Source organism: Hymenobacter jejuensis (genome assembly GCF_006337165.1).
Lineage (GTDB): Bacteria > Bacteroidota > Bacteroidia > Cytophagales > Hymenobacteraceae > Hymenobacter > Hymenobacter jejuensis.
Window position 1 is genome coordinate 3,525,976 of record NZ_CP040896.1, and the last position, 19,802, is coordinate 3,545,777.

Here is a 19,802-nt window from a genome sequence, read left to right on the forward strand (position 1 = left end):
AGCTGGCGTGAGTTACGCTGCGTAGCTCACGCCAGCTAAGGGGACAGGCCCTTAACGCACAGCTTGTAATTAGCCAATGAAAAATTTAAAAGCGTTTACGGAAGCCTATGGCAATTTGGACGACGCTGTGGTCCTTGATGTATGCCTATCGTACCCGGCAGACTTTCGGCCTGAAATCAAAGTCGCTATCAATTGTATGTCCTTAGTAAAGGACTACAGTTGGGTGCATCTAGAACTTACTTTTTACGGGGTGAAAGAGTTCCGCATAACAGCAGCGCGGAACATGTCCATTGATGTAGTTGAATCGTTCGCGGTCGTGGAGTGGGATGGCGAAATGTGGTTCAATTTTAGTCCACGTGTGGTGCCGCCGGAAACGAAGACTGAACACCGAGACTCCGATTTTTACATCGTGTGCAAAGACTTGAACTTCCAAGAAAGTGATTTCAAGCCAAGCTTATAACTGGTTATGCTAGGTTTATAAACTGGCTGAGCCAGTGTTTTGGTACTTGGCTCCAACATTTCCTTCCCGTTCCGCACGGCCTTTCTACCTTTGCAGCAGTAGAAACCGGAAGCAGCTTTCGTTTCGGCCGGTCGCCTGCGTTTGAGCAAGTGACGAGAACCGACGAGCGGCGCAGGCCATTAGCTGCTGCTACCTAGCATTTTTCTCTGTGCAACAACTCGAAAACGACATCAAAGCCGCGCTGAGCACGGCTATTCAGCAAGTATTTGGCGCCGAAGTGCCAGCGCAACAGCTTACGATTCAACCGACGCGCAAAGAGTTTGCGGGCACATTTACGCTCGTTACGTTTGCGCTGACCAAAGTCTTGGGCAAAGGCCCGGAGCAAATTGGGCAGGCGCTGGGCGGGTGGCTGACGCAAAACGACGCGCGCGTGTCGGGCTTCAACGTGGTGAAAGGCTTCCTGAACCTCGAAATTGCCGATGCGCAGTGGCTGCAACTCTTTACCGCCTTACGCCAACAGCCCGACAATACGCCCGTGCAAACCGGTGGCCCACAGCAGGTTGTAGTCGAGTATTCTTCGCCTAATACCAACAAGCCCCTGCACCTAGGGCACTTGCGCAACAACTTCCTGGGCTATTCGGTGGCTGAGATTCTGAAAGCTACCGGCGCTACCGTCACAAAGGCCAACCTCGTCAACGACCGCGGCATTCACATCTGCAAGTCGATGCTGGCCTATCAGCGCTACGGCCACGGCGAAACGCCCCAGGAATCCGGCATCAAAGGCGATCACCTGATCGGCAAGTATTACGTCCTGTTTGAGAAGCACTACCGCGAGCAGGTGCGGCAGCTCCAAGCCGAAGGCGTTGCCGAAGATATTGCCAAGCGCCAGGCGCCGCTCATGACCGAAGCACAGGAAATGCTGCAGGCGTGGGAGCAGGGCGACGAAGAAGTGCTGCAACTGTGGCGCCAGATGAACGGCTGGGTCTACGAAGGATTTGACGAAACGTACCAGACCATCGGCGTCGATTTTGACAAGTATTACTACGAGTCGGAAACGTATCTCCTTGGTAAAGAACGTGTTGAAGAAGGCTTGCAAAAAGGTGTTTTCTTCAAGAAAGAAGACGGCTCGGTGTGGGTTGACCTGAAAGAAGAAGGCCTCGACGAAAAGCTCCTGCTCCGTGCCGACGGCACGTCTGTTTACATCACCCAGGACTTGGGCACGGCCGAGCTGAAGTATCAGGATTTCGGCTACGACCTGTCCGTCTACGTCATCGCCGACGAGCAGAACTACCACATGCAGGTGCTGAAAGCGGTGCTCAAAAAGCTGGGCAAGCCCTACGCCGCCGCCATTTACCACCTCAGCTACGGCATGGTCGATCTGCCCTCGGGCAAGATGAAATCGCGCGAAGGCACCGTAGTAGACGCCGACGAACTGGTGCGCGAAGTAGTAGCGGCTGCCAAAGAAGCGACGCTGGCCAAAGGCAAAACCGAAGGCCTCACCGAGCAGGAAGCCGAGCAGCTTTACCATACGTTGGGCTTAGGTGCGCTCAAATACTATTTGCTGAAAGTGGATCCGAAGAAGCGCATGCTCTTCAATCCCGAAGAATCGGTGAGCCTAGAGGGGCATACAGGACCTTTCATCCAATATTCGCACGCCCGTATTTCCGCCATTCGCCGCAAGGCGGCCGAACTGGGAATCAGCGAAACGGCTGATGTACAAAGTATTGCTAGTCTGCACATTACGGAAAGCGAAATGGTGCAGGAATTGGCTCGTTATGGTACGGCCGTAGCGGAAGCTGCCCGCACCTTTTCGCCGGCCATTATCTCGCAGTATGTGTACGATGTCGCCAAAGCCTACAACCGTTTCTACACAGAAGTCTCCATTTTCACCGAGCCCGATGAGGTAAAGCGTGCCTTCCGGGTTGCGCTATCCGCCCAAACCGGACGGACCATCAAAGCGGCCATGCGGTTGCTGGGTATTGAAGTACCGGACCGCATGTAGTTGATTAGAAAAAGGCAGCCGCGAATAAAAATCGAAAGGCAAAACGAATAGGAATAGATAGCTTATGAAAAGCGTAGCCGTGTATTGCGGTTCCAGTGCCGGAACCAACGAGATTTATCGCCAACAGGCTGACGCTTTGGGACAAGCATTGGTAGCGCGCAACATTACGCTGGTATACGGCGGCGGGCGCGTGGGCCTCATGGGCGCCATTGCCGACAGCGTGATGCAGCACGGCGGTCAGGCCATCGGCGTTATTCCTGATTTTCTGGCAAATAAAGAACTGGCGCACTTGGGCCTGACGGAGCTGTTCGTGGTCAAGTCGATGCACGAGCGCAAGCTGAAAATGTCGGAGCTGGCCGAGGGCTTCATTGCTATGCCCGGCGGTTACGGCACCATGGAAGAGCTGTTTGAGATGCTGACTTGGGGCCAGCTTGGCATGCACCAAAAACCGATTGGCGTACTCAATGTCAACGGCTTTTACGACCATTTGCTGCTGGCCTTGGATACCATGGCTACGGAAGGCCTGCTGCGCCGCGAGAACCGCGACCAACTATTGCAAAGTCCTGTAGCTAATGCCTTGTTAGATAAGATGTTAGCGTATCAGCCGGTAGCAGTAGAAAAGTGGCTTTCGCCGCCCACTACCTAACCGACATTTCTAAGTCAGCAACAGGGCGAAACTGCTACCTTCGGGCCTGCAAACAATGCACTCCATTTGGTGGTTTGCGGAGTGAAAGCTGTTTTCGCGCCTACCTTAGTTTCACCTAACTCCCTGTATGAAAGCTTCGTTTACGATTGTGGCGGCAACACTGGCTTTGGCCGGATTGTCGTCTTACACGTTCTCTCAACCCGTTTCTTCCATGATTGACTCAACCACCGAAGCGCCTGCTGCACAGGGCACCGTTTACGATTACACCGTCAAAACCATCGACGGCAAAGAAGTGAAACTGAGCCAATACAAAGGCAAAAAGCTCCTCATCGTCAATACGGCGTCGGAGTGTGGCTTTACGCCGCAGTACAAGGAACTGGAAGAACTGTATAAGAAGCACGGCGACAAAGTGGTCGTACTGGGTTTTCCGGCCAACAATTTTGGCGGCCAAGAACCCGGCACCAATTCGCAGATTGCCACCTTCTGCGAGAAAAACTACGGCGTCAGCTTTCCTCTGTTCAGCAAAATTTCGGTGAAAGGCGACGACACCGATCCGCTGTATAAGTTCCTGTCGGACAAGGGGAAGAACGGAGTCGTGAGCGATGCGCCCACCTGGAACTTCTGCAAATACCTCATCGATGAGCAAGGCCACGTCGTGAAGTTTTATCCGTCGAAGGTGAAGCCCATGAGCGACGAACTGCTCGCCGACATTCTGAAATAATCTGAGACGCTGCGTTGTTGGCAAGCCTAACAACGCGCCGGCTGTATAACCGACTTCTGCAAATGGCTTCTGCTGTTTCTCCCGCAAACCCAAGTCGCGCAAAGGCTTGGGTTTCGGCTTTCCGGCCCCGTACACTGCCGCTGGCCTTGGCTAGCATCCTGATGGGGGCCTTTTTAGCCGCTGCCAACCACAGTTTCAACGGCTTGGTGGTCGGACTGGCGGCCCTCACCACCGTTCTGCTCCAGATTCTGTCCAATCTTGCCAACGACTACGGCGACTCACAGAACGGCGCCGACAGTGTGCACCGCGAAGGGCCGCAGCGGGCCGTGCAAAGCGGCGCCATCACGCCTGTCCAAATGAAGCAGGGCATGGGTGTATTCGGCCTACTTTCTCTCATTTCTGGCTTGTGTCTTCTGTGGGCCGCGCTTGGCACGTCCGGTACTTGGATTTTCCTGACGTTTTTTGTGCTCGGATTATCGGCAATTTGGGCAGCGGTCAATTACACAGCGGGCTCAAAGCCATACGGTTACGCAGGCCTTGGTGACTTGTCGGTGTTTATCTTCTTCGGAATGGTGGGCGTGTGCGGTACGTATTACCTGCAAACCCGTGCCTTGCCGCTGACGGTATTGTTGCCCGCGGCCGGCCTAGGCTGTTTTGCAACTGCCGTGCTGAACGTCAACAACATCCGCGACATCCGCTCCGATGAGCTAGCCGGTAAAATCACGATTCCGGTGCGCTTGGGCCCGCAGCCCGCGCGTGGCTACCATTGGTTGCTGCTGCTGCTAGGCTTTGGTTGTGCAAGTATTTATGTAGCAGCCACTTACCATTCGCCGTGGCAATGGCTGTTTGTGCTGGCTGCGCCGCTTCTGGTTTTCAACGGCCTGCAAGTGTGGCGCCGCCAAGACTCCATGCAACTCGATCCGCTGCTAAAGCAGATGGCACTGAGCACATTGGTGTTTGTGCTGCTGTTCGGTTTGGGGCAGATTCTTTAGCTTATACCACCCGCCGCCGTAGGTTAATGCTCAGGTTAGTTTCCTAAATTGGGAGCTACCATGAGAGAGGTGTACTATTATTACCTAAAAACCAGCGCCGCCGGCTGGTTGGGTTCTTGGCGGTGGAGATTATTTGGGGTGTTGCTGCTAGCCGCTCAGCCGGCAATGGCCGCCGGGGCGCCGCCGCGAGAAGATACCCTACGCGTAAACCGACACATCGCGGAGATTTTCTTTCAGCCCGGCATGTATAGCGTGCTGGAAGACCCAACGAATCGGCTTACTATTCAAGAAGTTGCAAGCCCGGCTCTCCGCTCGCGCTTCAGCCGCTTCGACGACGAATGCCGCTGCATCCAGAATCCCAAATTCACTTACTGGCTCCGGCTGACGGTGCGCAACACCGATTCTTCGCCACAGGAAAGGTGGTATTGGGAGGTGTTCGATTCGCACATTGAAAACGTAGCTTTCTTTCGAACTGAACCGCAGGGCAGCTATGATAGCCTCGTGACGGGCGCGGCCCTGCCTTTCCGGAGCCGGGCAGTGCTGTTTAAAAACTTCCTGTTTGCCCTGAATCTGCAGCCCGGCCAGACGCAAACCTATTACGTACGCCTGCACTCCGACGCCAAAAACAGCTTTCGGGGACTGTTGCGCAGTGAGAAAGACTTACCACAGGACGCTCAGGACAACTACATTCTGTTTGGTTGTTTCTACGGCGTGCTGCTCATCATGATGGTCTACAACTTTGGGTTGTACCTTTTCATGCGCGAGCGAACGTACCTGCACTACGTGCTGTATGTGCTGTGTTGCAGCCTCATGTTTTTATCCGACGACGGCCTGGGCTTTCAATACCTGTGGCCAGGGCTGCCGGGACTCAACCGCATCATCAATCCCAGTGCGCCCTTCTTTTTGTTGGTGGCCCTAAGCTTCTATTCGCGCAGCTTTTTGGCCACCGCCGAACACCTGCCTCGCCACGATAAATGGATTCGGATTGTGGCAGCAGGTACTGTGGCGGTGTTACTGCTCGATACGCTTGTGTTGCGTACGTCCTTCCTGTACTGGCTTTACCTAGCGCCCTATATCCTGATTTATTCGGCAGCGTGGCGCGTCTACAAACAGGGCGTGCGCTCTGCACGGTTTTTCGTGGCGGCGCATACTCTGATTTGTTTGGGGGTGCTATTTCACGTTACCAGAAGGGTAGGGGTTAACTTTTTGAATGGTCCTTTCACCGTGTATAGCATGTATTCGGCTTTCATGGTGGAAGTAGCAGTGCTTTCGTACGCGCTGGGCGAGAAGATCAAGGCCATTCGAGAAGCTACTTTCAAGGCGCAGGCCCGTTTGGTGAAGCAATTGCAGAAGAAGCACCACGCGCAAGCGTTGCTGATGGAGCAACTGCGTCAGAATCAAGAGCTTAAAGATCAGTTGAATACGGAACTGGAGGCTCAGGTAGTGCGCCGTACCGAGGAGTTGCAACGCCAAAGTGAAACCATTGCCGCCCAAAACCATGAGCTGTTGCAAGCCAACGGGCTTCTGGCTCTGCAATCGGCCGCCATCGAAAAGCTCAATGCTGATTTGCAACGCGATTTGCAGCAAGTGAAAGCTGCGCGGGTGCTATCGAAGGAAGTCGATTTTGGCGAGTTCAGCCAAATTTACCCCGATAAAGAGGCGTGCCTGCGCTACTTAGCTGACTTAAAGTGGGCCAAAGGCTACCAGTGCCGCAAATGTGGCCACGAAAAATACTGCGATGGCCGCGAAGAATATGCTCGCCGTTGCACACGGTGTCGCTACGTAGAATCGGCGACGGCCAACACCATATTACAGAAGTGTAAGTTTTCCATAATCAAGGCTTTCTACGCAGTGTTTCTCATCTACGCGCACAAAGGGAGTTACTCCTCGCAAGAGCTTTCGCGGGTGCTGGAGCTGCGGCAAGGCACTTGTTGGAACTTCAGCCAGAAGGTAGTAGAAGCCATCCGCCGCCGCCGGGCTGCTCCTGATTTCGACGAAAACGAAGACTGGACCCGCATTCTGCTCGATGCCACCGGGGCTATTGAAGAAGACGCCACTAGCATGGCGATGGAACTAGCTGAACCTAATTGAAGCTCAATTGGAAACGATGGGTGAGTAGAATGAAAAAAAATCAGCGGAGAAGTAAAAAAATACTGGATTTGTAGATTGTTTTTTAGCTGCTGCCCTTTGGTTATAGTGTCTAGTATTAAGCTCAATCAACGGGGAAAAGACGAAAAACACGTGTGTACTAAGCGTATAAGCTAGAACGCAAGAACACTGTAAAATGCCTTTTGCAACCTGCAAAGGGCATTTTTGCTATTGCATTTCCTAAACAATCGCGGATATATTTGGGCATTCTCAACGTGCTGTGGTGCCCTGCACCGTTTACTTTATGTGCCTTATCCACTAATGGAAGTGCTCCTGCTCCCTAGGTTCATACATCCAGAGCCACATTACCTGTGCGTACAACGCGGGCTATATGGAACGCGCGAGGACATTGGCTGCGGCGCTTTTATTTCGACCAGACTGCAAACGTTTCCAGATGCTGCGTGCTAAGCCTTGGGCTATTTGCTACGGGAAAGCCTATAGCGAATGCTAAGACTTTCAAACGTTTGCGTCCTACGTTGGTGAACTAGCTTTCTCAGTGCTTAGCTAAGTGCATCAGGCAGGCTTTCTTATGTGACCTCACCCCTAACATTTCTTTATATGATGCAAAATTCCTACAAACATCTCCTGACTCGACGAGCCATCTGGCTGGCCGCCTGTGGGTTGCCAGTTGCGGTGGCACCCGTTGTGGGGGCACCTCGGCTCCCATTAGTGCCACTTGTTGAGCGGCCGACCCTAGCCGATGTGACGGTTTCGGGCCGCGTTACCCAGACCAACGGCGAAGCGCTCCCCGGCGTGACCATCGTGGTAAAGGGCACGACCCAAGGCGCGTCTACCGATGCCAACGGACGGTTTACTCTTTCAGCCCCGGAGGGCAGCACGCTGATTTTCAGCTATGTAGGCTTTATGCGGAAAGAAGTGCCCGTAACCAGCGCTACCACCGATTTCAACGTAGTACTGGCCGAAGACACGCAGGCGCTGAACGAAGTGGTAGTCGTAGGCTACGGTACCCAGGAGCGCGGCAGCGTAACGGGTGCGATTTCTTCCATAAGCGGGCAAGAGCTTAAGCGTCAGCCGGTTGCTGACGTAACCCAAGCGATGCAGGGCAAGGTTTCAGGCGTAACTATTACCTCTAACGGCGGAGCGCCGGGTGGCGCTGCCGGCACGTCGGTGCGGGTGCGCGGTATAACCTCCAACGGCAACAACCAGCCGCTTTACATTATCGATGGCTTTCCAATGGCGCAAAGCAGCGAAAGCCAGCTGAACGCAATCAGCCCGAACGACATTGAGTCGATTGACGTGCTGAAAGATGCCTCGGCCACCGCTATTTACGGGGTGCGGGCCGCCAACGGCGTAGTGATTATCACTACGAAGCGGGGCAAAGCCGGCAAGACGAACATCAATCTGGACGCCTACCGTGGTGTGAACACGGTAATACGTAAGCTGGATTTACTGAATGCACAGGAGTACGCCGTCATCAACAACGAAAGCCGCATTGCGGGCGGCCTGCCCATCGTGCTGGATAAGCTACGCGATCCGGCAGCTTTGGGCGAAGGTACTGACTGGCAGGATGTTATGTTTCGTCGGGCCAAAGTGCAGAACTATTCGCTTTCGGCCACGGGTGGCAGCGAGAGCGCGCGCTTCGCAATTTCTGGCACCTATTTTCAGCAGGACGGCACCATTCTGGGCTCCAACTACGAGCGCTTCACCCTGCGTGCGAACGGCGATGCGCAGTTGAACAAGGTGTTCAAGATGGGTACCAGCATTCAGCTCACGCACTCATCGGACCGGCAGGTTACGACCAACGACGGCGAATACGGCACCTTGCAGCAACTGCTGCGCATTCCGGCCATTGTGCCCGCTTATCGTCCCGATGGTAATTTCTACGATACCAACGCGGCGTACGATAACTTTATCGAGGAGAACCCACTGGCAACCGCTACCCTAAACAATCAGCGCTACAACCTCAACCGGGCCATCACTACGCTGTTCGCTGAGCTGGAGCCTGTGAAAGGCCTGCGTTTCCGTACCAACGTGGGGGCTGACCTGTTCTTCGACAACTTCAACTCATTCCGGCCTACCGTACCTCAATTGGTAACGCCCGAACGCACGTATACTTCGCGCTACTCAACGGCCAGCGCCAATGCTAACTCCAGCTACGCGCCGACCTACCTGATCGAGAATACGGCTACCTACGATCATCTCTTCGCCGATAAGCACCAAGTGACCCTTCTGCTTGGGCAGTCGGCTCAGGAATTCAACTACAGCAACGTATCGGCTAGCCGCCAAGGGTACCTGCGCAACGACTTGCAGACCATCAACGCGGGCCCCAACAACACGTTGCAGTCCAACGGCGGTACCATTAACCCGCCTCAGCGTTTGGCCAGCTACTTCGGTCGTATCAACTACGAGTTTGCCGGTAAGTATCTGTTCCAGGCCATCGCTCGGTACGACGGTTCTTCGGTATTTCCTCCGGGCGAGAAGTTTGGCTTCTTCCCGGGTGTATCGGCCGGTTGGCGCATTTCGGAAGAACCTTTTCTGAAGGGTAGTTCTGCTGTTAGCAACCTGAAGCTGCGGGCCGGCTACGGCAAAGTAGGTAACCCGCTGAACGCCGGGCGTTTTGCTTACCTCTACGCCATCAACTTCGGCATTACCTACCCGCTAGGCCAGGATGGCACGCTGAACACGGGTGGTGCCCCAACCCGGTTGGCTAACCCCAATTTGCGCTGGGAAACCAACAACCAGACGAACATTGGCTTGGACTTGGGCTTCATGCAAAACCGCTTCGAAGCCAGCATCGACCTGTATAACCGTAGCTCGCCCAACCTGATTGCTCCGATTCCGGTGTCTTACGTGTCGGGTACCTACGAGTCTATCAACAGCAATGCAGCTTCGGCTTACAACCGCGGTATCGACTTCTCGCTGACCTCGCACAACGTGCAGGGCTCCGGCGACGCGTTGAGCTGGACGACCACGCTGAACCTATCAGCTTACAAAACCAAGCTGGAAAGCCTGGGCGCTGGCTTGCCGTACAACGGCCCTAATACGCTAAGTGGCTATGGTATAGTTCGTTATGATGTAGGCTATCCCTTCAACTCGTTCTATGGATTCGTGGCCGACGGCCTGTTCCAGACTGCCGACGAAGTAACGGCTGCTCCTAAGCAGCAGGCGGGTACCGCTCCTGGCGACATCCGCTTCAAAGACCTCAACGGCGACGGCGTCATCACGGCGGCCGACCGCAGGTTCATTGGCAATCCTAACCCCGACTTCACGTACGGCATCACCAATACCCTAGGGTATAAGGGCTTCGATCTGAGCTTCTTCATTCAGGGCTCGCAGGGCAATGAAATCTACAACCTGAATAAGTACCTCACGGAGAGCGCTTTATATGGCTCTTTCAGCGGCGGTACGCGGTTGCTGAACCGTTGGACCGGCCCTGGCACCAGCACCGACGTGCCTCGCGCCATCAACGGCGACCCGAACGGGAACCTGCGGACGTCGACGTACTTCATTGAAGACGGCTCTTACGTTCGCCTCAAAAACATCACCATCGGCTACACACTGCCCCGGAGCATCATGAGCCGTCTGTCGGCTACGCAGTTCCGCCTGTATGTTACGGCGCAAAACCTGGTGACGCTGACCAAATACAGCGGCTATGACCCCGAAGTGAGCTCCACAGGCATCGACCGGGGCATCTATCCGCAGTCGCGCACCCTGCTGGGCGGTGTAAGCATCGGTTTCTAATTTTAATTCTCCCCTACGAATGTCTATTTCAAAATATACCACCGGCGCCTTCCTGCTCTCGCTGGGATTGCTGACCAGTTGCGGCGAAAAATTTCTGGCGGAAACTCCCTCGGAACAAGTAACGGACGCCAACTTTTACAAGACCCAGACCGATGCAGTACAGGCTACGCTGGCTGTGTACAGTGAACTGACCAAAGAAGGCCAGTATAACGCGGCGCTGTGGGGCATGGACATCATGGCCGACGTGTCTACTACAGGCGGTGGCGGCGGCAGTGACGGCATCGAGTACACGCAGCTCGACGACTACAACATCCCGACGACCAACTTCGTGGCCACGCGCCTCTGGCAAGGCTCTTTCATCGGCATTCAGCGCGCCAACATCGTGTTGCAGAAAGTGCCGGCCATCACGAACATTGATCCGGTTATTCAGAAGCGGTGCCTAGGCGAAGCTCAGTTTCTGCGCGCCAAATTCTACTTTGACTTGGTTCGCGCCTTCGGGGACGTGCCGTTGTTTACGGCGCCGCCTACCAGCCCAGAGGCTGTGAATATTCCTCGTACGCCTGTTGCGCAGGTATATTCCCAAATTGAAAAGGACCTGACCGACGCCATTGGCAATCTGCCAGGGTCATACAGCGGGGCCGATTTAGGCCGGGCTACCAAGTGGGCAGCTACCGGTTTGTTGGCCAAGGTGTACATCACCGAAGGAAAGAAAACCGAAGCCGCCCAGCGGGCTCGCGAAGTCATTACGGGCTCGGGCAAAAGCCTGTGGGCCAACTACGGCGACAACTTCAAAGTAGAGAATGACAACGGCAAAGAATCGCTGTTTGAAGTGCAGTTCGTTAATGGCAAAAACGGCTACGACCGTAATAGCGTCGGTTCTTCCATGAACGAGTTCTTCGGCCCGCGCGGGTCTGGCCTCACGCCTGCGGGCGGCGGCTACGGCTTCAACATCCCGGAGCCCGACTTCGTGGCCGGCTATGAGCCTGGTGATACGCGCAAAGCCGTAACCATCTGGGCGCCTGGTGATAAAGGCCCCGACAACTGGGTAGAGCCGGCAAGCTTACCCGGCTCACCGTTTGGCTTCAGCTGCAAGAAGTGGTTTGTGGGCAAGGTCAATACCAACATTTGGGACTCGCCGCTGAACGTACCGGTACTGCGCCTGGCTGAAATGTATCTCATTCTGGCTGAAGCAGTTGGCAATACGCCGGAAGGCCTTACTGCCATCAACACGGTGCGTCGTCGCGCTGGCTTGCCCGACCTGACGGCCTCTACGCCCAACTTCACGGATGCCGTACTCAAGGAGCGCCTCTACGAACTGGCTTTCGAATTCGACCGCTGGTTTGACCTCAAGCGTACAGGCAAGCTGATTCCGCGCATGACGGAACACTCCGCTTACCTGGCTACGCTGGGCATCAAGCGCGGGGTGCCCACGGCGACCAATTTGGTGCTGCCGATTCCGCAATCGGAACTCGATGCCAACCCCGGCCTGACGCAGAACCCCGGTTACTAAGCCTCCTTCTCACTGACGATTTAGCCTAAGCTGAAATGAAAAATATTTGGAACAAGGCGGCTTGTTTACTTCTTGCAAGTCCGCTGCTTTTTACTGCCTGCGAAAAGAATGACTCAGGCACGCTGGAAGGGGCCGTGCCTCAAACGGATTTCACGACCACCATCAAGCCAGTAGGCCTTACGACGGAAGTTACTTTTACCAGCACCAACGCCGATGCCTTTCTGTACCAGTGGTCATTTGGTGATGGCTCTGTAGGAACGGGCAAAACGGTAACGCACGTCTATAAAAAGAGCGGCACCGTGAAGGCCCAGCTCATCACGGCATACCGCGGCGGCACCAGCCTTTCGGCTGTGAAGGACGTCGTACTGCCGCAGAACATTGACTTCGTAAAGCAGCTGCTGACGGGCTCTGGCTCCAAAACCTGGATGCTCAATAAAGCCGCGGACGCCGCCATCGTGGTGGGCACCGAAGGCAACCCTTCGGAATACTATGCCGGTGGAAAGGCCAACACGTTGCCCGACTGCCAAGCCGACGACGAGTACACCTTCACCAGTGCCGGTGTGTTTACTTACGATGCAAAGGCTGAGACCTTCGTAGCAGGCGGCGGAGGCTGCCAGGCTCCCCGCTCCGGCACGTCAGAGTTTACGTTTGGGCCGGCTACCGGCCAGGGCTTTGCCATGTTTGAGTTCAAGAAAGCCGGCACATTCATCGGCGTGACGGATGCGCCCGACCTGACGTACCGCATCATCGACATCAGTGACAAGAGTATGCTGCTACGAGCCGGAAAGCCGGGTGGCACCGTGTTTCAGATGAAGTTGGTGCCGAAGCCATAAGCACAGGCTGCTTTTCTTTGTCAATTACTATAGTATGAATATTCAGCTCTTTCAAGGTGCTGGTAGTCTGAATCTTAGGGTCAGCGTTTTGCTGGCCCTAAGTCTGGCTTCCTGTACCGAAGTCAAGCCCAAAAACATTCCGGCGCCCACTCCCGGGGTTCCCGTCGTCAACCAAGAAGCCCGCGACTACGCGCAGTACACCGACCTGATCTGGAGCGACGAGTTTGGCGACGGCACCCTCGACCTTACCAAATGGGCGTATGAGCAGGGTGGCGGCGGCTGGGGCAACAACGAGCTTGAGAATTATACCACCTCGCCGGACAACGTATTTCTGGCGGGCGGCAACTTGGTCATTCAAGCCATTAGGCAGCAGTCGGGCGGCAACGCCTACACCTCCGGAAGACTGGTTACCAAGGGCAAGCAAAGCTTTCAGTACGGCCGCATTGATGTGCGTGCCAAGGTCCCCAAAGGCAAAGGCGTATGGCCGGCTATCTGGATGCTGGGCTCGGATATCGACCAGAACAACTGGCCGGTATGCGGCGAAATCGACATCATGGAGCTGCGCGGTAGCAAGCCTAGGGAGATGCTTTCTACCATGCACTACGGCACTAGTTCGGCCGATCACCGCTACAAAGGCACGACGCAAACGCTGGCCACTGACCTGTCTGATAACTTCCACATTTTCAGCGTGGTACGCAGCCGAGATCAGATGCGCTTCTTCCTCGATGGGCAACAGTACTACACGTTCACGAGCGGCGATGCCAGTCCGTATCCGTTCAATAACCCCTTCTTCGTCATTCTGAACGTGGCTGTTGGGGGCAACTTCGATGGCAACCCCGATGCCACTACCACTTTCCCGCAGCAGATGCAGGTAGACTACGTGCGCTATTATCAATACAAATAGCTTCGGAAGATGATTGCTTCACATGCAATTGATAATGAGATAGTTGTAAGATAATTTTACCTGAGCTGTATTCGGCTGGCAGCACCAGTCGGATGCGCTCGGTTCCGGGGGCCGGTTCCGCCAATGTTAGGGGAGCGGGCCGGCCCTTTTGGAATAGATTTCTGAAAACAGCCCCAGCAACACAAAGCCCCCGCCGTAGCTACGGCGGGGGCTTTGTGTTGCTGGGGCTGCGAAAATGCTGCTATTCAGATGCTTGTGCAGCTGCTGGAGCTTCCGCTGGCTTGGTTTCGGCACCGGCAGCGCCTTCCGGACGCGGGCCGCGGCTGCGACCGCCGCGCTTACGCCGGCGGGCCGCCTGCTCACCTTCGGGCCGTGGCTCACCGTTGTGCGGGCGAGGGGCACGAGGCGGCCGAGCATCGGCAGAAACGGGGGCAGCTTGCTCATCAGAGGGCGCTACGGCTACGGTGCCATTTTCGGCCGCTGTCGGGGCCGGGCGGCTTTCGCGGCGGGGGCCACGGCTGTCGCGCCGTTGCTCGCCACCTTCGCGTCGCTTGTCGCCTTCCCGCCGTGGGCGGCCGTCACGCGAGCCGCCACCACTGCGGCCGTTGATGCCCCGGCCTTTGCCATGCAAGCCGCTGAAGCGCTTTGGATCAAATTCGGGTGCCGGTCCGAGGCCGAGCTCTTCGGTAATGGCGCGTTTTTCCAGTTCGCGCTCAATGAGCTTTTCGATCTTGATAACACGATCCTGGTCTTGGTCGGAGATGAACGTAATGGCCGTGCCAGTAGTCGCGGCGCGGGCCGTGCGGCCGATACGGTGTACGTAATCTTCGGCGGCGCGCGGAATATCGTAGTTCACCACATGGGTGAGGTTGTCGATGTCGATGCCGCGCGACAGCACGTCGGTAGCCACCAGAATCGGAAATTGCTTGTTCTTAAACTCGCGCATCATCACCTCGCGCTCTTCCTGCGTGCGGTCCGAGGAAATGCCCTTGGCCACGTAGCCCAGCTTGTTGATGGCCCTTACGATGCCGCCCACCGCCGCTTTCTGCGACGTAAACAGCACCATGCTTTGCACTTCCTGGGTTTTGAGCAAATGCTCCAGTACATGAATTTTCTGGTGATCAAACGCCATGTACAGTTGCTGGTCGATGCCGGCCGCCGGCTTGGAAACCGCCAACCGAATCTCTTCGGGGTCTTGCAGAATCTGCTGCGAAAACTCACGGATCTTGTTGGGCATGGTGGCCGAAAACAGCAGCGTCTGGCGCTTCTTGGGCAGCTGACGCACAATGTTCAGGATGTCGTCCGAGAAGCCCATGTCGAGCATCTTATCGGCCTCGTCCAACACCAAGTAGTCGATTTTGTCGAACTTCACATAGCCCATTTGCATGTGCGCAATTAGGCGGCCCGGTGTGGCAATAATAATGTCGGCGCCCGTGGTGAGGGCGCGTTTTTGCTGTTCCCAGCCTTCGCTTTTGCCGCCGCCATAAATGGCTGTGCTAGTGGCATTTACAAAGTAGCCAAATCCTTCTACCTGCTCATCAATCTGCTTGGCCAGCTCGCGCGTCGGCACTAAAATGAGGGTGCTGGTGTGGTCGTGCCGGGCGTGTGATATCTTGTCGAGCAGCGGAATCAGATAAGCCGCTGTTTTGCCGGTGCCGGTCTGAGCGCAGGCGATGAGGTCTTTGCCGTCGATAATCTTCGGTATCGCCTGCTCCTGAATGGGCGTGGCGTTCAGGTAGTTCATCGCATCCACGCCAGCCAGCAGGTCGTCGTGGAGATTAAATTCGTTAAACTTCAAGGTTCAGCTAGATAAGTGAAGTATGGGCTGACCTTGTGTTTCTGGGTCAGCAAACCGCTTGATTTAGAGCAAATATAGGGTAATTCCGGGTGGTACCGTTGAGGTACGCGAGCCGCTTGGCGGCGTCTGAGAAACCTACCGCGCCACTCCCCGATCTTCCTTTCTTCCTAACACCTACTCATCGGCTTTTTGTTCAAGCAAGGCACTCTGCCACAGCATGTGCTCCTCGGTGATGGGGTAGGGGGCGTTGTTGCGAATCGCTTGGTACACAGCCTCGAACAAGTGCATGTAGTCGCCTTTGCCCGACGGTACGGCGGTGGTTGTTTTGGCGTCGTTGGCGCCCACCAGCGTTAGTTGGCCTTCCATACCGGCTTCTTCCAGGCCGTAGCTAGGAGCCAGAGGCGAAAGGGCTTTATCGAGTTGCGCTTCCTGCACGTCGGCGCGTTGCTTGAGGAAACTGCCCTGCGTGCCGTGCGCCACAAAAGCCGGCACTGGTTGGGCCACCAGCAAGCCCGACGTAACCGTGACGTGCAGCTGATCGGGGTACAGCAGGCGGATCGAGAAATAATCTTGGATGCGAGTTCCGGCGCGGTACATGCCTACGGCTTTGTGGCTTTTCAGCGGCTTGCCAAATAGGCTGATTACCTGATCGATAAGGTGCGGGCCTAGGTCGTAGGGCAACCCACTGCCGGGCACCGGGTGTTCTTTAAATGGCTTAGGATTTAGGGTTGATTTGTAGCGGTCGTAGCGGAAATTCACTTCGAACAGGCGGCCCAGTTGCCCGCTTTCGATGACTTGCTTTACCGCCAGAAAGTCGCTGTCCCACCGCCGGTTTTGGTAGGGAAATACCTGCTTGCCCACCTCCCGGCTCAATTGGTACAGCGCCTGGGTTTCGGCCAGGGAGGCAGTGAGAGGCTTCTCGACCAGCACGTGCTTGCCTGCCCGCAAAGCCTGCATCGCAAGGTCGAAGTGCGTGTAGCTGGGAGTGTTGACGATAATAAGCTCTATTTCAGGATCTTGTAATAATTCCTCTACGCTGGTGTAACTGATAATGTCAGGATAATCGTGTTGCGCTTTTTTCTGGTGGCGTTCGGTGACGGCTCTCAACTGAAAGCCAGGGTGCGCCGCCACAAAAGGCGCCTGAAATAATCTGCCCGACATTCCGTAGGCGAGCAAGCCGGTTTGAATTGCGTTCGTCATGTCCGAAGATAGGATTTATGGGATTCCTCACGATTCTGCCCAACTTACCGCCTTCGCGCTATTCGCTCTAATTTGATGACTCCGATCGTTTCCGCCCAAGTTTCGCCCACGGCTAATGAGCTGCCTTTCAAGGTATTAGTGATTATAGAGTTGGCCAGTGTCTTGGCTGGCCCCCAAGTGGGACAATTTTTTGCCGAGTTGGGCGCTACGGTTCTGAAAATCGAACACGCGGCTCAGGGGGGCGACGTTACGCGCAGCTGGAAAACCAGCGCCGAACCCGCCGATACTGATGTTTCGGCCTATTTCTCCAGTTCCAATTGGGGCAAGCAGTCCCTAGCGCTGGACCTGACCACTGCGGAAGGCCGTGCGGCAATACACGCCTTGGCTGCCCGCGCCGACGTGGTGCTGGCCAGCTATAAACCCGGCGACGCCGAGAAGTTATGCGTTGATTACGAGACGCTTGCCAATCTGAACCCCCAACTCATCTACGGCCACATCACAGGCTACGGTCCCGAGGTTCACCGAGCCGGTTATGATGCCGTCTTGCAAGCCGAAGCCGGCTTTATGCACCTTAATGCGTTGCCGGGGCAAGCGCCCCTCAAAATGCCCGTGGCCATGGTCGATCTGCTCACTGCCCATCAACTTAAAGAAGGCCTGCTTACGGCGCTGTACCGGCGCGCACGCACGGGGCAGGGCGCTTTGGTGCAGGTTTCGTTGCTGGATAGCGCTTTGGCTTCGCTGGCTAACCAAGGCACCGGCTGGCTCGTGACCGGCCACGATCCGCAGCCGATGGGGTCGGGGCACCCGAGCATCGTGCCCTACGGAACGGTTTATCAAGCCGCTGATGGCCGGAAGCTGGTGCTGGCAATTGGCTCCGATCGGCAGTTTCAGCAGTTGTGTGCTGCGCTCGGCCGCCCCTTGTGGGCTACGGACTTGCGTTTTGCAACTAACTCCGCACGAGTAACTTACCGAAACGAGTTGGAAGAATTGTTGCAGAAAAGAATCGGGGAGGTAAATGGCGCCGAACTGCTTTTGGCTCTGGAGCAGCGAGCTGTGCCGGCGGGCGCCGTGCGCACGGTAGGAGAGGCCCTAACCGCAAAGTCAGCGCAGCATATGTTGATTCCGCCATGCGCTGCGTTTCCGTATTCAGGCTTGCGCACGGTGGCTTTCCGAAGCAATGCCTGGCCTGTCATGCCTGCGCTAAGCGCCCCGCCACACATCGGCCAGCAGTCGGCCGCGGTGCTGAACCAAGGGGATGAGGGGCACCCACAACTGAAAAACGACGTATTTTCGTAAGTATTGGGGCTGCGGATGCACATTGCCTAAGTGCGCAATGCGGATTGCAGCAGCTAATTTGTTCTTCTTATGTGGCGCGCCACTTCAGGCGCTGCCCGTTTTGTACTTCGCATGGACGAGAATTCGCAAACCCCTCCTGCCAATAGCGCCGCCGCTGCGCCAGCCGAATCAACTGCTAGTCAAGTAGTTGCTCCGGTACCTTCGGCTCATAGCGGAGCTACCGCCACCGACAATGAGCCAACTGCACCAGCGGGCGCTCCGTCCCAAGCTCCCGCCGACCGTCTCGATCAGATATTTGAGGGCCTGAAACAAAAATCGACGGCCAAACAGGCAATTTATCGCAATACGAACGCTGCTTTCGATTGCCTGCGGCTGGTTTCGCAGGAGTTAGTGGTGGAGCTTAGCCGCCGAATTACGGCAGTTGACTCGACCGTCGTGATCGAGTACCGGCCCGTCAACGATATGGAATTTCACATCCGGTTTTCCGGCGACTTGCTCGTATTCGTGATGCATTCCAACATCGTTACCTTCCCCGACGACTACGGCCCCATGCCGACCAAATACGTTGAGGAAGACTTCCGGCGCCGGTTTTTTGGCCACATCATGGCCTACAACTTTATGGCCGACAGCATCAAATACCAGCGCATGAACGACCCCGGCTACCTCGTTGGGCGGCTGCTGGTCAACATCGAAAACCACTTTTTTCTGGAAGGCGTGCAGCAACTCGAACTCCCCGACAACGATATGGCCGATAACCTCATCACGCCCAACATGATGAAGCTTTTCGTGGAAAGCGCCATGATCGCCGCCGTCAACAACGACCTGATTGCACCGCCTATGGGCGAGATTCAGAAAATTACGGTTAAGCAAAAGATTGAAAATCAGCAGGTTAGCCGCGGAAGTAAAGTTGGGTTCAGCTTTTCCAGTGAGCAGCGCCATTCCGTTGATGGGCTGTTGTTCTGAGGGACTGAGTAGGATGCAAAGTGCCTAAATCACAGGCATCAAAAAGGCCCCGTAGCACTAGCTACGGGGCCTTTTTATCGTTTTGAGTCTGCAAAAGCAGCGCTTAGCCGGGTTACGCAATGTCTTGGTGAATACAGAGGTAATTTCCTTCAGTATCCTTAAACCAAGCGGCTTTTTCGCTGCCCAGCACGCACACATGGTCTTTCGTTTTCAGATCGGGATAATCGTAATCCTCAAATTGCACGCCTTTTTCCTCAAGCTCCCGAATAGCAGCTGCAATGTCTCTCACCTGAAAACTTAGGGCCGTATGTTCGGCTTTGGTGCCTTCCGGTTTTGGGAAGAGGGCCAGGGTGGCACCGGTGCTTCCGCCGCACGCGTATTCAAACTTGCCGTCTAGCTTTAAGCCAAGGGGCTGAAGGCCAAGTTTTTGCTCGTAAAAATCGCGGGCGCGGGTCAGGTTCATGACGGGCAGCAGCATCGTAACAGGAGCACCCGTGAGCATGGTGGTGACGTCAGAATCAGACGTGGTGGATGTAACAGGTGAGCTTGGCATACTTACGCAAGGTGGTTTCCATCGAAAATCGTTACAGAATCGTCGCCAACTACTCAGGCTTCCTGTTCGAAGCC

At 55.5% G+C, this 19,802-nt stretch carries 15 protein-coding genes; 12 read left to right on the top strand and 3 right to left on the bottom strand.

Annotated features, from left to right (window positions below; translation table 11 throughout):
* The first annotated feature begins 76 nt into the window (after nucleotides 1-76).
* From FHG12_RS14670 to FHG12_RS14715, 10 genes are all read left to right on the top strand, one after another.
* Nucleotides 77-460, top strand: coding sequence for a hypothetical protein (locus tag FHG12_RS14670; protein ID WP_139516434.1), 384 nt, complete (start codon nucleotides 77-79; stop codon nucleotides 458-460).
* A 208-nt stretch (nucleotides 461-668) separates the two neighbouring features.
* On the top strand, nucleotides 669-2,462 hold the full coding sequence (gene argS / locus FHG12_RS14675; protein ID WP_139516435.1) for an arginine--tRNA ligase: 1,794 nt from the start codon (nucleotides 669-671) through the stop codon (nucleotides 2,460-2,462).
* 64 nt (nucleotides 2,463-2,526) lie between these two features.
* Nucleotides 2,527-3,108: an LOG family protein gene (locus tag FHG12_RS14680; protein WP_139516436.1), complete on the top strand. Its 582-nt coding sequence runs from the start codon at nucleotides 2,527-2,529 to the stop codon at nucleotides 3,106-3,108.
* 127 nt (nucleotides 3,109-3,235) lie between these two features.
* Nucleotides 3,236-3,829, top strand: coding sequence for a glutathione peroxidase (locus FHG12_RS14685; protein ID WP_139516437.1), 594 nt, complete (start codon nucleotides 3,236-3,238; stop codon nucleotides 3,827-3,829).
* 62 nt (nucleotides 3,830-3,891) lie between these two features.
* On the top strand, nucleotides 3,892-4,821 hold the full coding sequence (locus FHG12_RS14690; protein WP_139516438.1) for a 1,4-dihydroxy-2-naphthoate polyprenyltransferase: 930 nt from the start codon (nucleotides 3,892-3,894) through the stop codon (nucleotides 4,819-4,821).
* 60 nt (nucleotides 4,822-4,881) lie between these two features.
* Nucleotides 4,882-6,912 (top strand): 7TM diverse intracellular signaling domain-containing protein, encoded by a 2,031-nt coding sequence (locus FHG12_RS14695; protein WP_139516439.1) that lies wholly within the window; start codon nucleotides 4,882-4,884, stop codon nucleotides 6,910-6,912.
* Between the two features lie 615 nt (nucleotides 6,913-7,527).
* On the top strand, nucleotides 7,528-10,671 hold the full coding sequence (locus tag FHG12_RS14700) for a SusC/RagA family TonB-linked outer membrane protein (protein WP_139516440.1): 3,144 nt from the start codon (nucleotides 7,528-7,530) through the stop codon (nucleotides 10,669-10,671).
* Nucleotides 10,672-10,690: 19 nt separating this feature from the next.
* Entirely contained in the window at nucleotides 10,691-12,181 is a 1,491-nt protein-coding gene (locus FHG12_RS14705; protein WP_139516441.1) for a RagB/SusD family nutrient uptake outer membrane protein, read from the top strand.
* A 35-nt stretch (nucleotides 12,182-12,216) separates the two neighbouring features.
* The gene (locus FHG12_RS14710; protein WP_139516442.1) at nucleotides 12,217-13,014 is read left to right on the top strand and encodes a PKD domain-containing protein; all 798 of its coding nucleotides are present in this window, start codon (nucleotides 12,217-12,219) and stop codon (nucleotides 13,012-13,014) included.
* Nucleotides 13,015-13,048: 34 nt separating this feature from the next.
* Entirely contained in the window at nucleotides 13,049-13,918 is an 870-nt protein-coding gene (locus FHG12_RS14715; protein ID WP_139516443.1) for a glycoside hydrolase family 16 protein, read from the top strand.
* Between the two features lie 241 nt (nucleotides 13,919-14,159).
* Here FHG12_RS14715 and FHG12_RS14720 read toward each other — a convergent pair whose 3' ends face one another.
* Nucleotides 14,160-15,716, bottom strand: coding sequence for a DEAD/DEAH box helicase (locus tag FHG12_RS14720; protein WP_394348420.1), 1,557 nt, complete (start codon nucleotides 15,714-15,716; stop codon nucleotides 14,160-14,162).
* A gap of 174 nt (nucleotides 15,717-15,890) precedes the next feature.
* A complete protein-coding gene (locus FHG12_RS14725; RefSeq protein WP_139516444.1) occupies nucleotides 15,891-16,916 on the bottom strand; it encodes a Gfo/Idh/MocA family oxidoreductase in 1,026 nt (341 codons plus the stop codon).
* Nucleotides 16,917-16,991: 75 nt separating this feature from the next.
* Here FHG12_RS14725 and FHG12_RS14730 point away from each other — a divergent pair, with 75 nt between their 5' ends.
* A complete protein-coding gene (locus FHG12_RS14730; RefSeq protein WP_139516445.1) occupies nucleotides 16,992-18,212 on the top strand; it encodes a CaiB/BaiF CoA transferase family protein in 1,221 nt (406 codons plus the stop codon).
* Between the two features lie 111 nt (nucleotides 18,213-18,323).
* Entirely contained in the window at nucleotides 18,324-19,175 is an 852-nt protein-coding gene (locus tag FHG12_RS14735; protein ID WP_230471137.1) for a hypothetical protein, read from the top strand.
* Nucleotides 19,176-19,287: 112 nt separating this feature from the next.
* Here the strand turns inward: FHG12_RS14735 and FHG12_RS14740 are convergent, their stop codons facing one another.
* Nucleotides 19,288-19,728, bottom strand: a complete 441-nt coding sequence (locus FHG12_RS14740) for a VOC family protein (RefSeq protein WP_230471138.1) — start codon at nucleotides 19,726-19,728, stop codon at nucleotides 19,288-19,290.
* Nucleotides 19,729-19,802 lie beyond the last annotated feature (74 nt).

What these genes read in the sequence shown, in the direction of transcription:
- FHG12_RS14670 (WP_139516434.1), top strand. Translation starts at nt 77, where the DNA reads ATGAAAAATTTAAAAGCGTTTACGGAAGCCTATGGCAATTTGGACGAC.
- FHG12_RS14680 (WP_139516436.1), top strand. Translation starts at nt 2,527, where the DNA reads ATGAAAAGCGTAGCCGTGTATTGCGGTTCCAGTGCCGGAACCAACGAG.
- FHG12_RS14685 (WP_139516437.1), top strand. Translation starts at nt 3,236, where the DNA reads ATGAAAGCTTCGTTTACGATTGTGGCGGCAACACTGGCTTTGGCCGGA.
- FHG12_RS14690 (WP_139516438.1), top strand. Translation starts at nt 3,892, where the DNA reads ATGGCTTCTGCTGTTTCTCCCGCAAACCCAAGTCGCGCAAAGGCTTGG.
- FHG12_RS14695 (WP_139516439.1), top strand. Translation starts at nt 4,882, where the DNA reads ATGAGAGAGGTGTACTATTATTACCTAAAAACCAGCGCCGCCGGCTGG.
- FHG12_RS14700 (WP_139516440.1), top strand. Translation starts at nt 7,528, where the DNA reads ATGATGCAAAATTCCTACAAACATCTCCTGACTCGACGAGCCATCTGG.
- FHG12_RS14705 (WP_139516441.1), top strand. Translation starts at nt 10,691, where the DNA reads ATGTCTATTTCAAAATATACCACCGGCGCCTTCCTGCTCTCGCTGGGA.
- FHG12_RS14710 (WP_139516442.1), top strand. Translation starts at nt 12,217, where the DNA reads ATGAAAAATATTTGGAACAAGGCGGCTTGTTTACTTCTTGCAAGTCCG.
- FHG12_RS14715 (WP_139516443.1), top strand. Translation starts at nt 13,049, where the DNA reads ATGAATATTCAGCTCTTTCAAGGTGCTGGTAGTCTGAATCTTAGGGTC.
- FHG12_RS14725 (WP_139516444.1), bottom strand. Translation starts at nt 16,916, where the DNA reads ATGACGAACGCAATTCAAACCGGCTTGCTCGCCTACGGAATGTCGGGC.
- FHG12_RS14730 (WP_139516445.1), top strand. Translation starts at nt 16,992, where the DNA reads ATGACTCCGATCGTTTCCGCCCAAGTTTCGCCCACGGCTAATGAGCTG.
- FHG12_RS14735 (WP_230471137.1), top strand. Translation starts at nt 18,324, where the DNA reads ATGGACGAGAATTCGCAAACCCCTCCTGCCAATAGCGCCGCCGCTGCG.
- FHG12_RS14740 (WP_230471138.1), bottom strand. Translation starts at nt 19,728, where the DNA reads ATGCCAAGCTCACCTGTTACATCCACCACGTCTGATTCTGACGTCACC.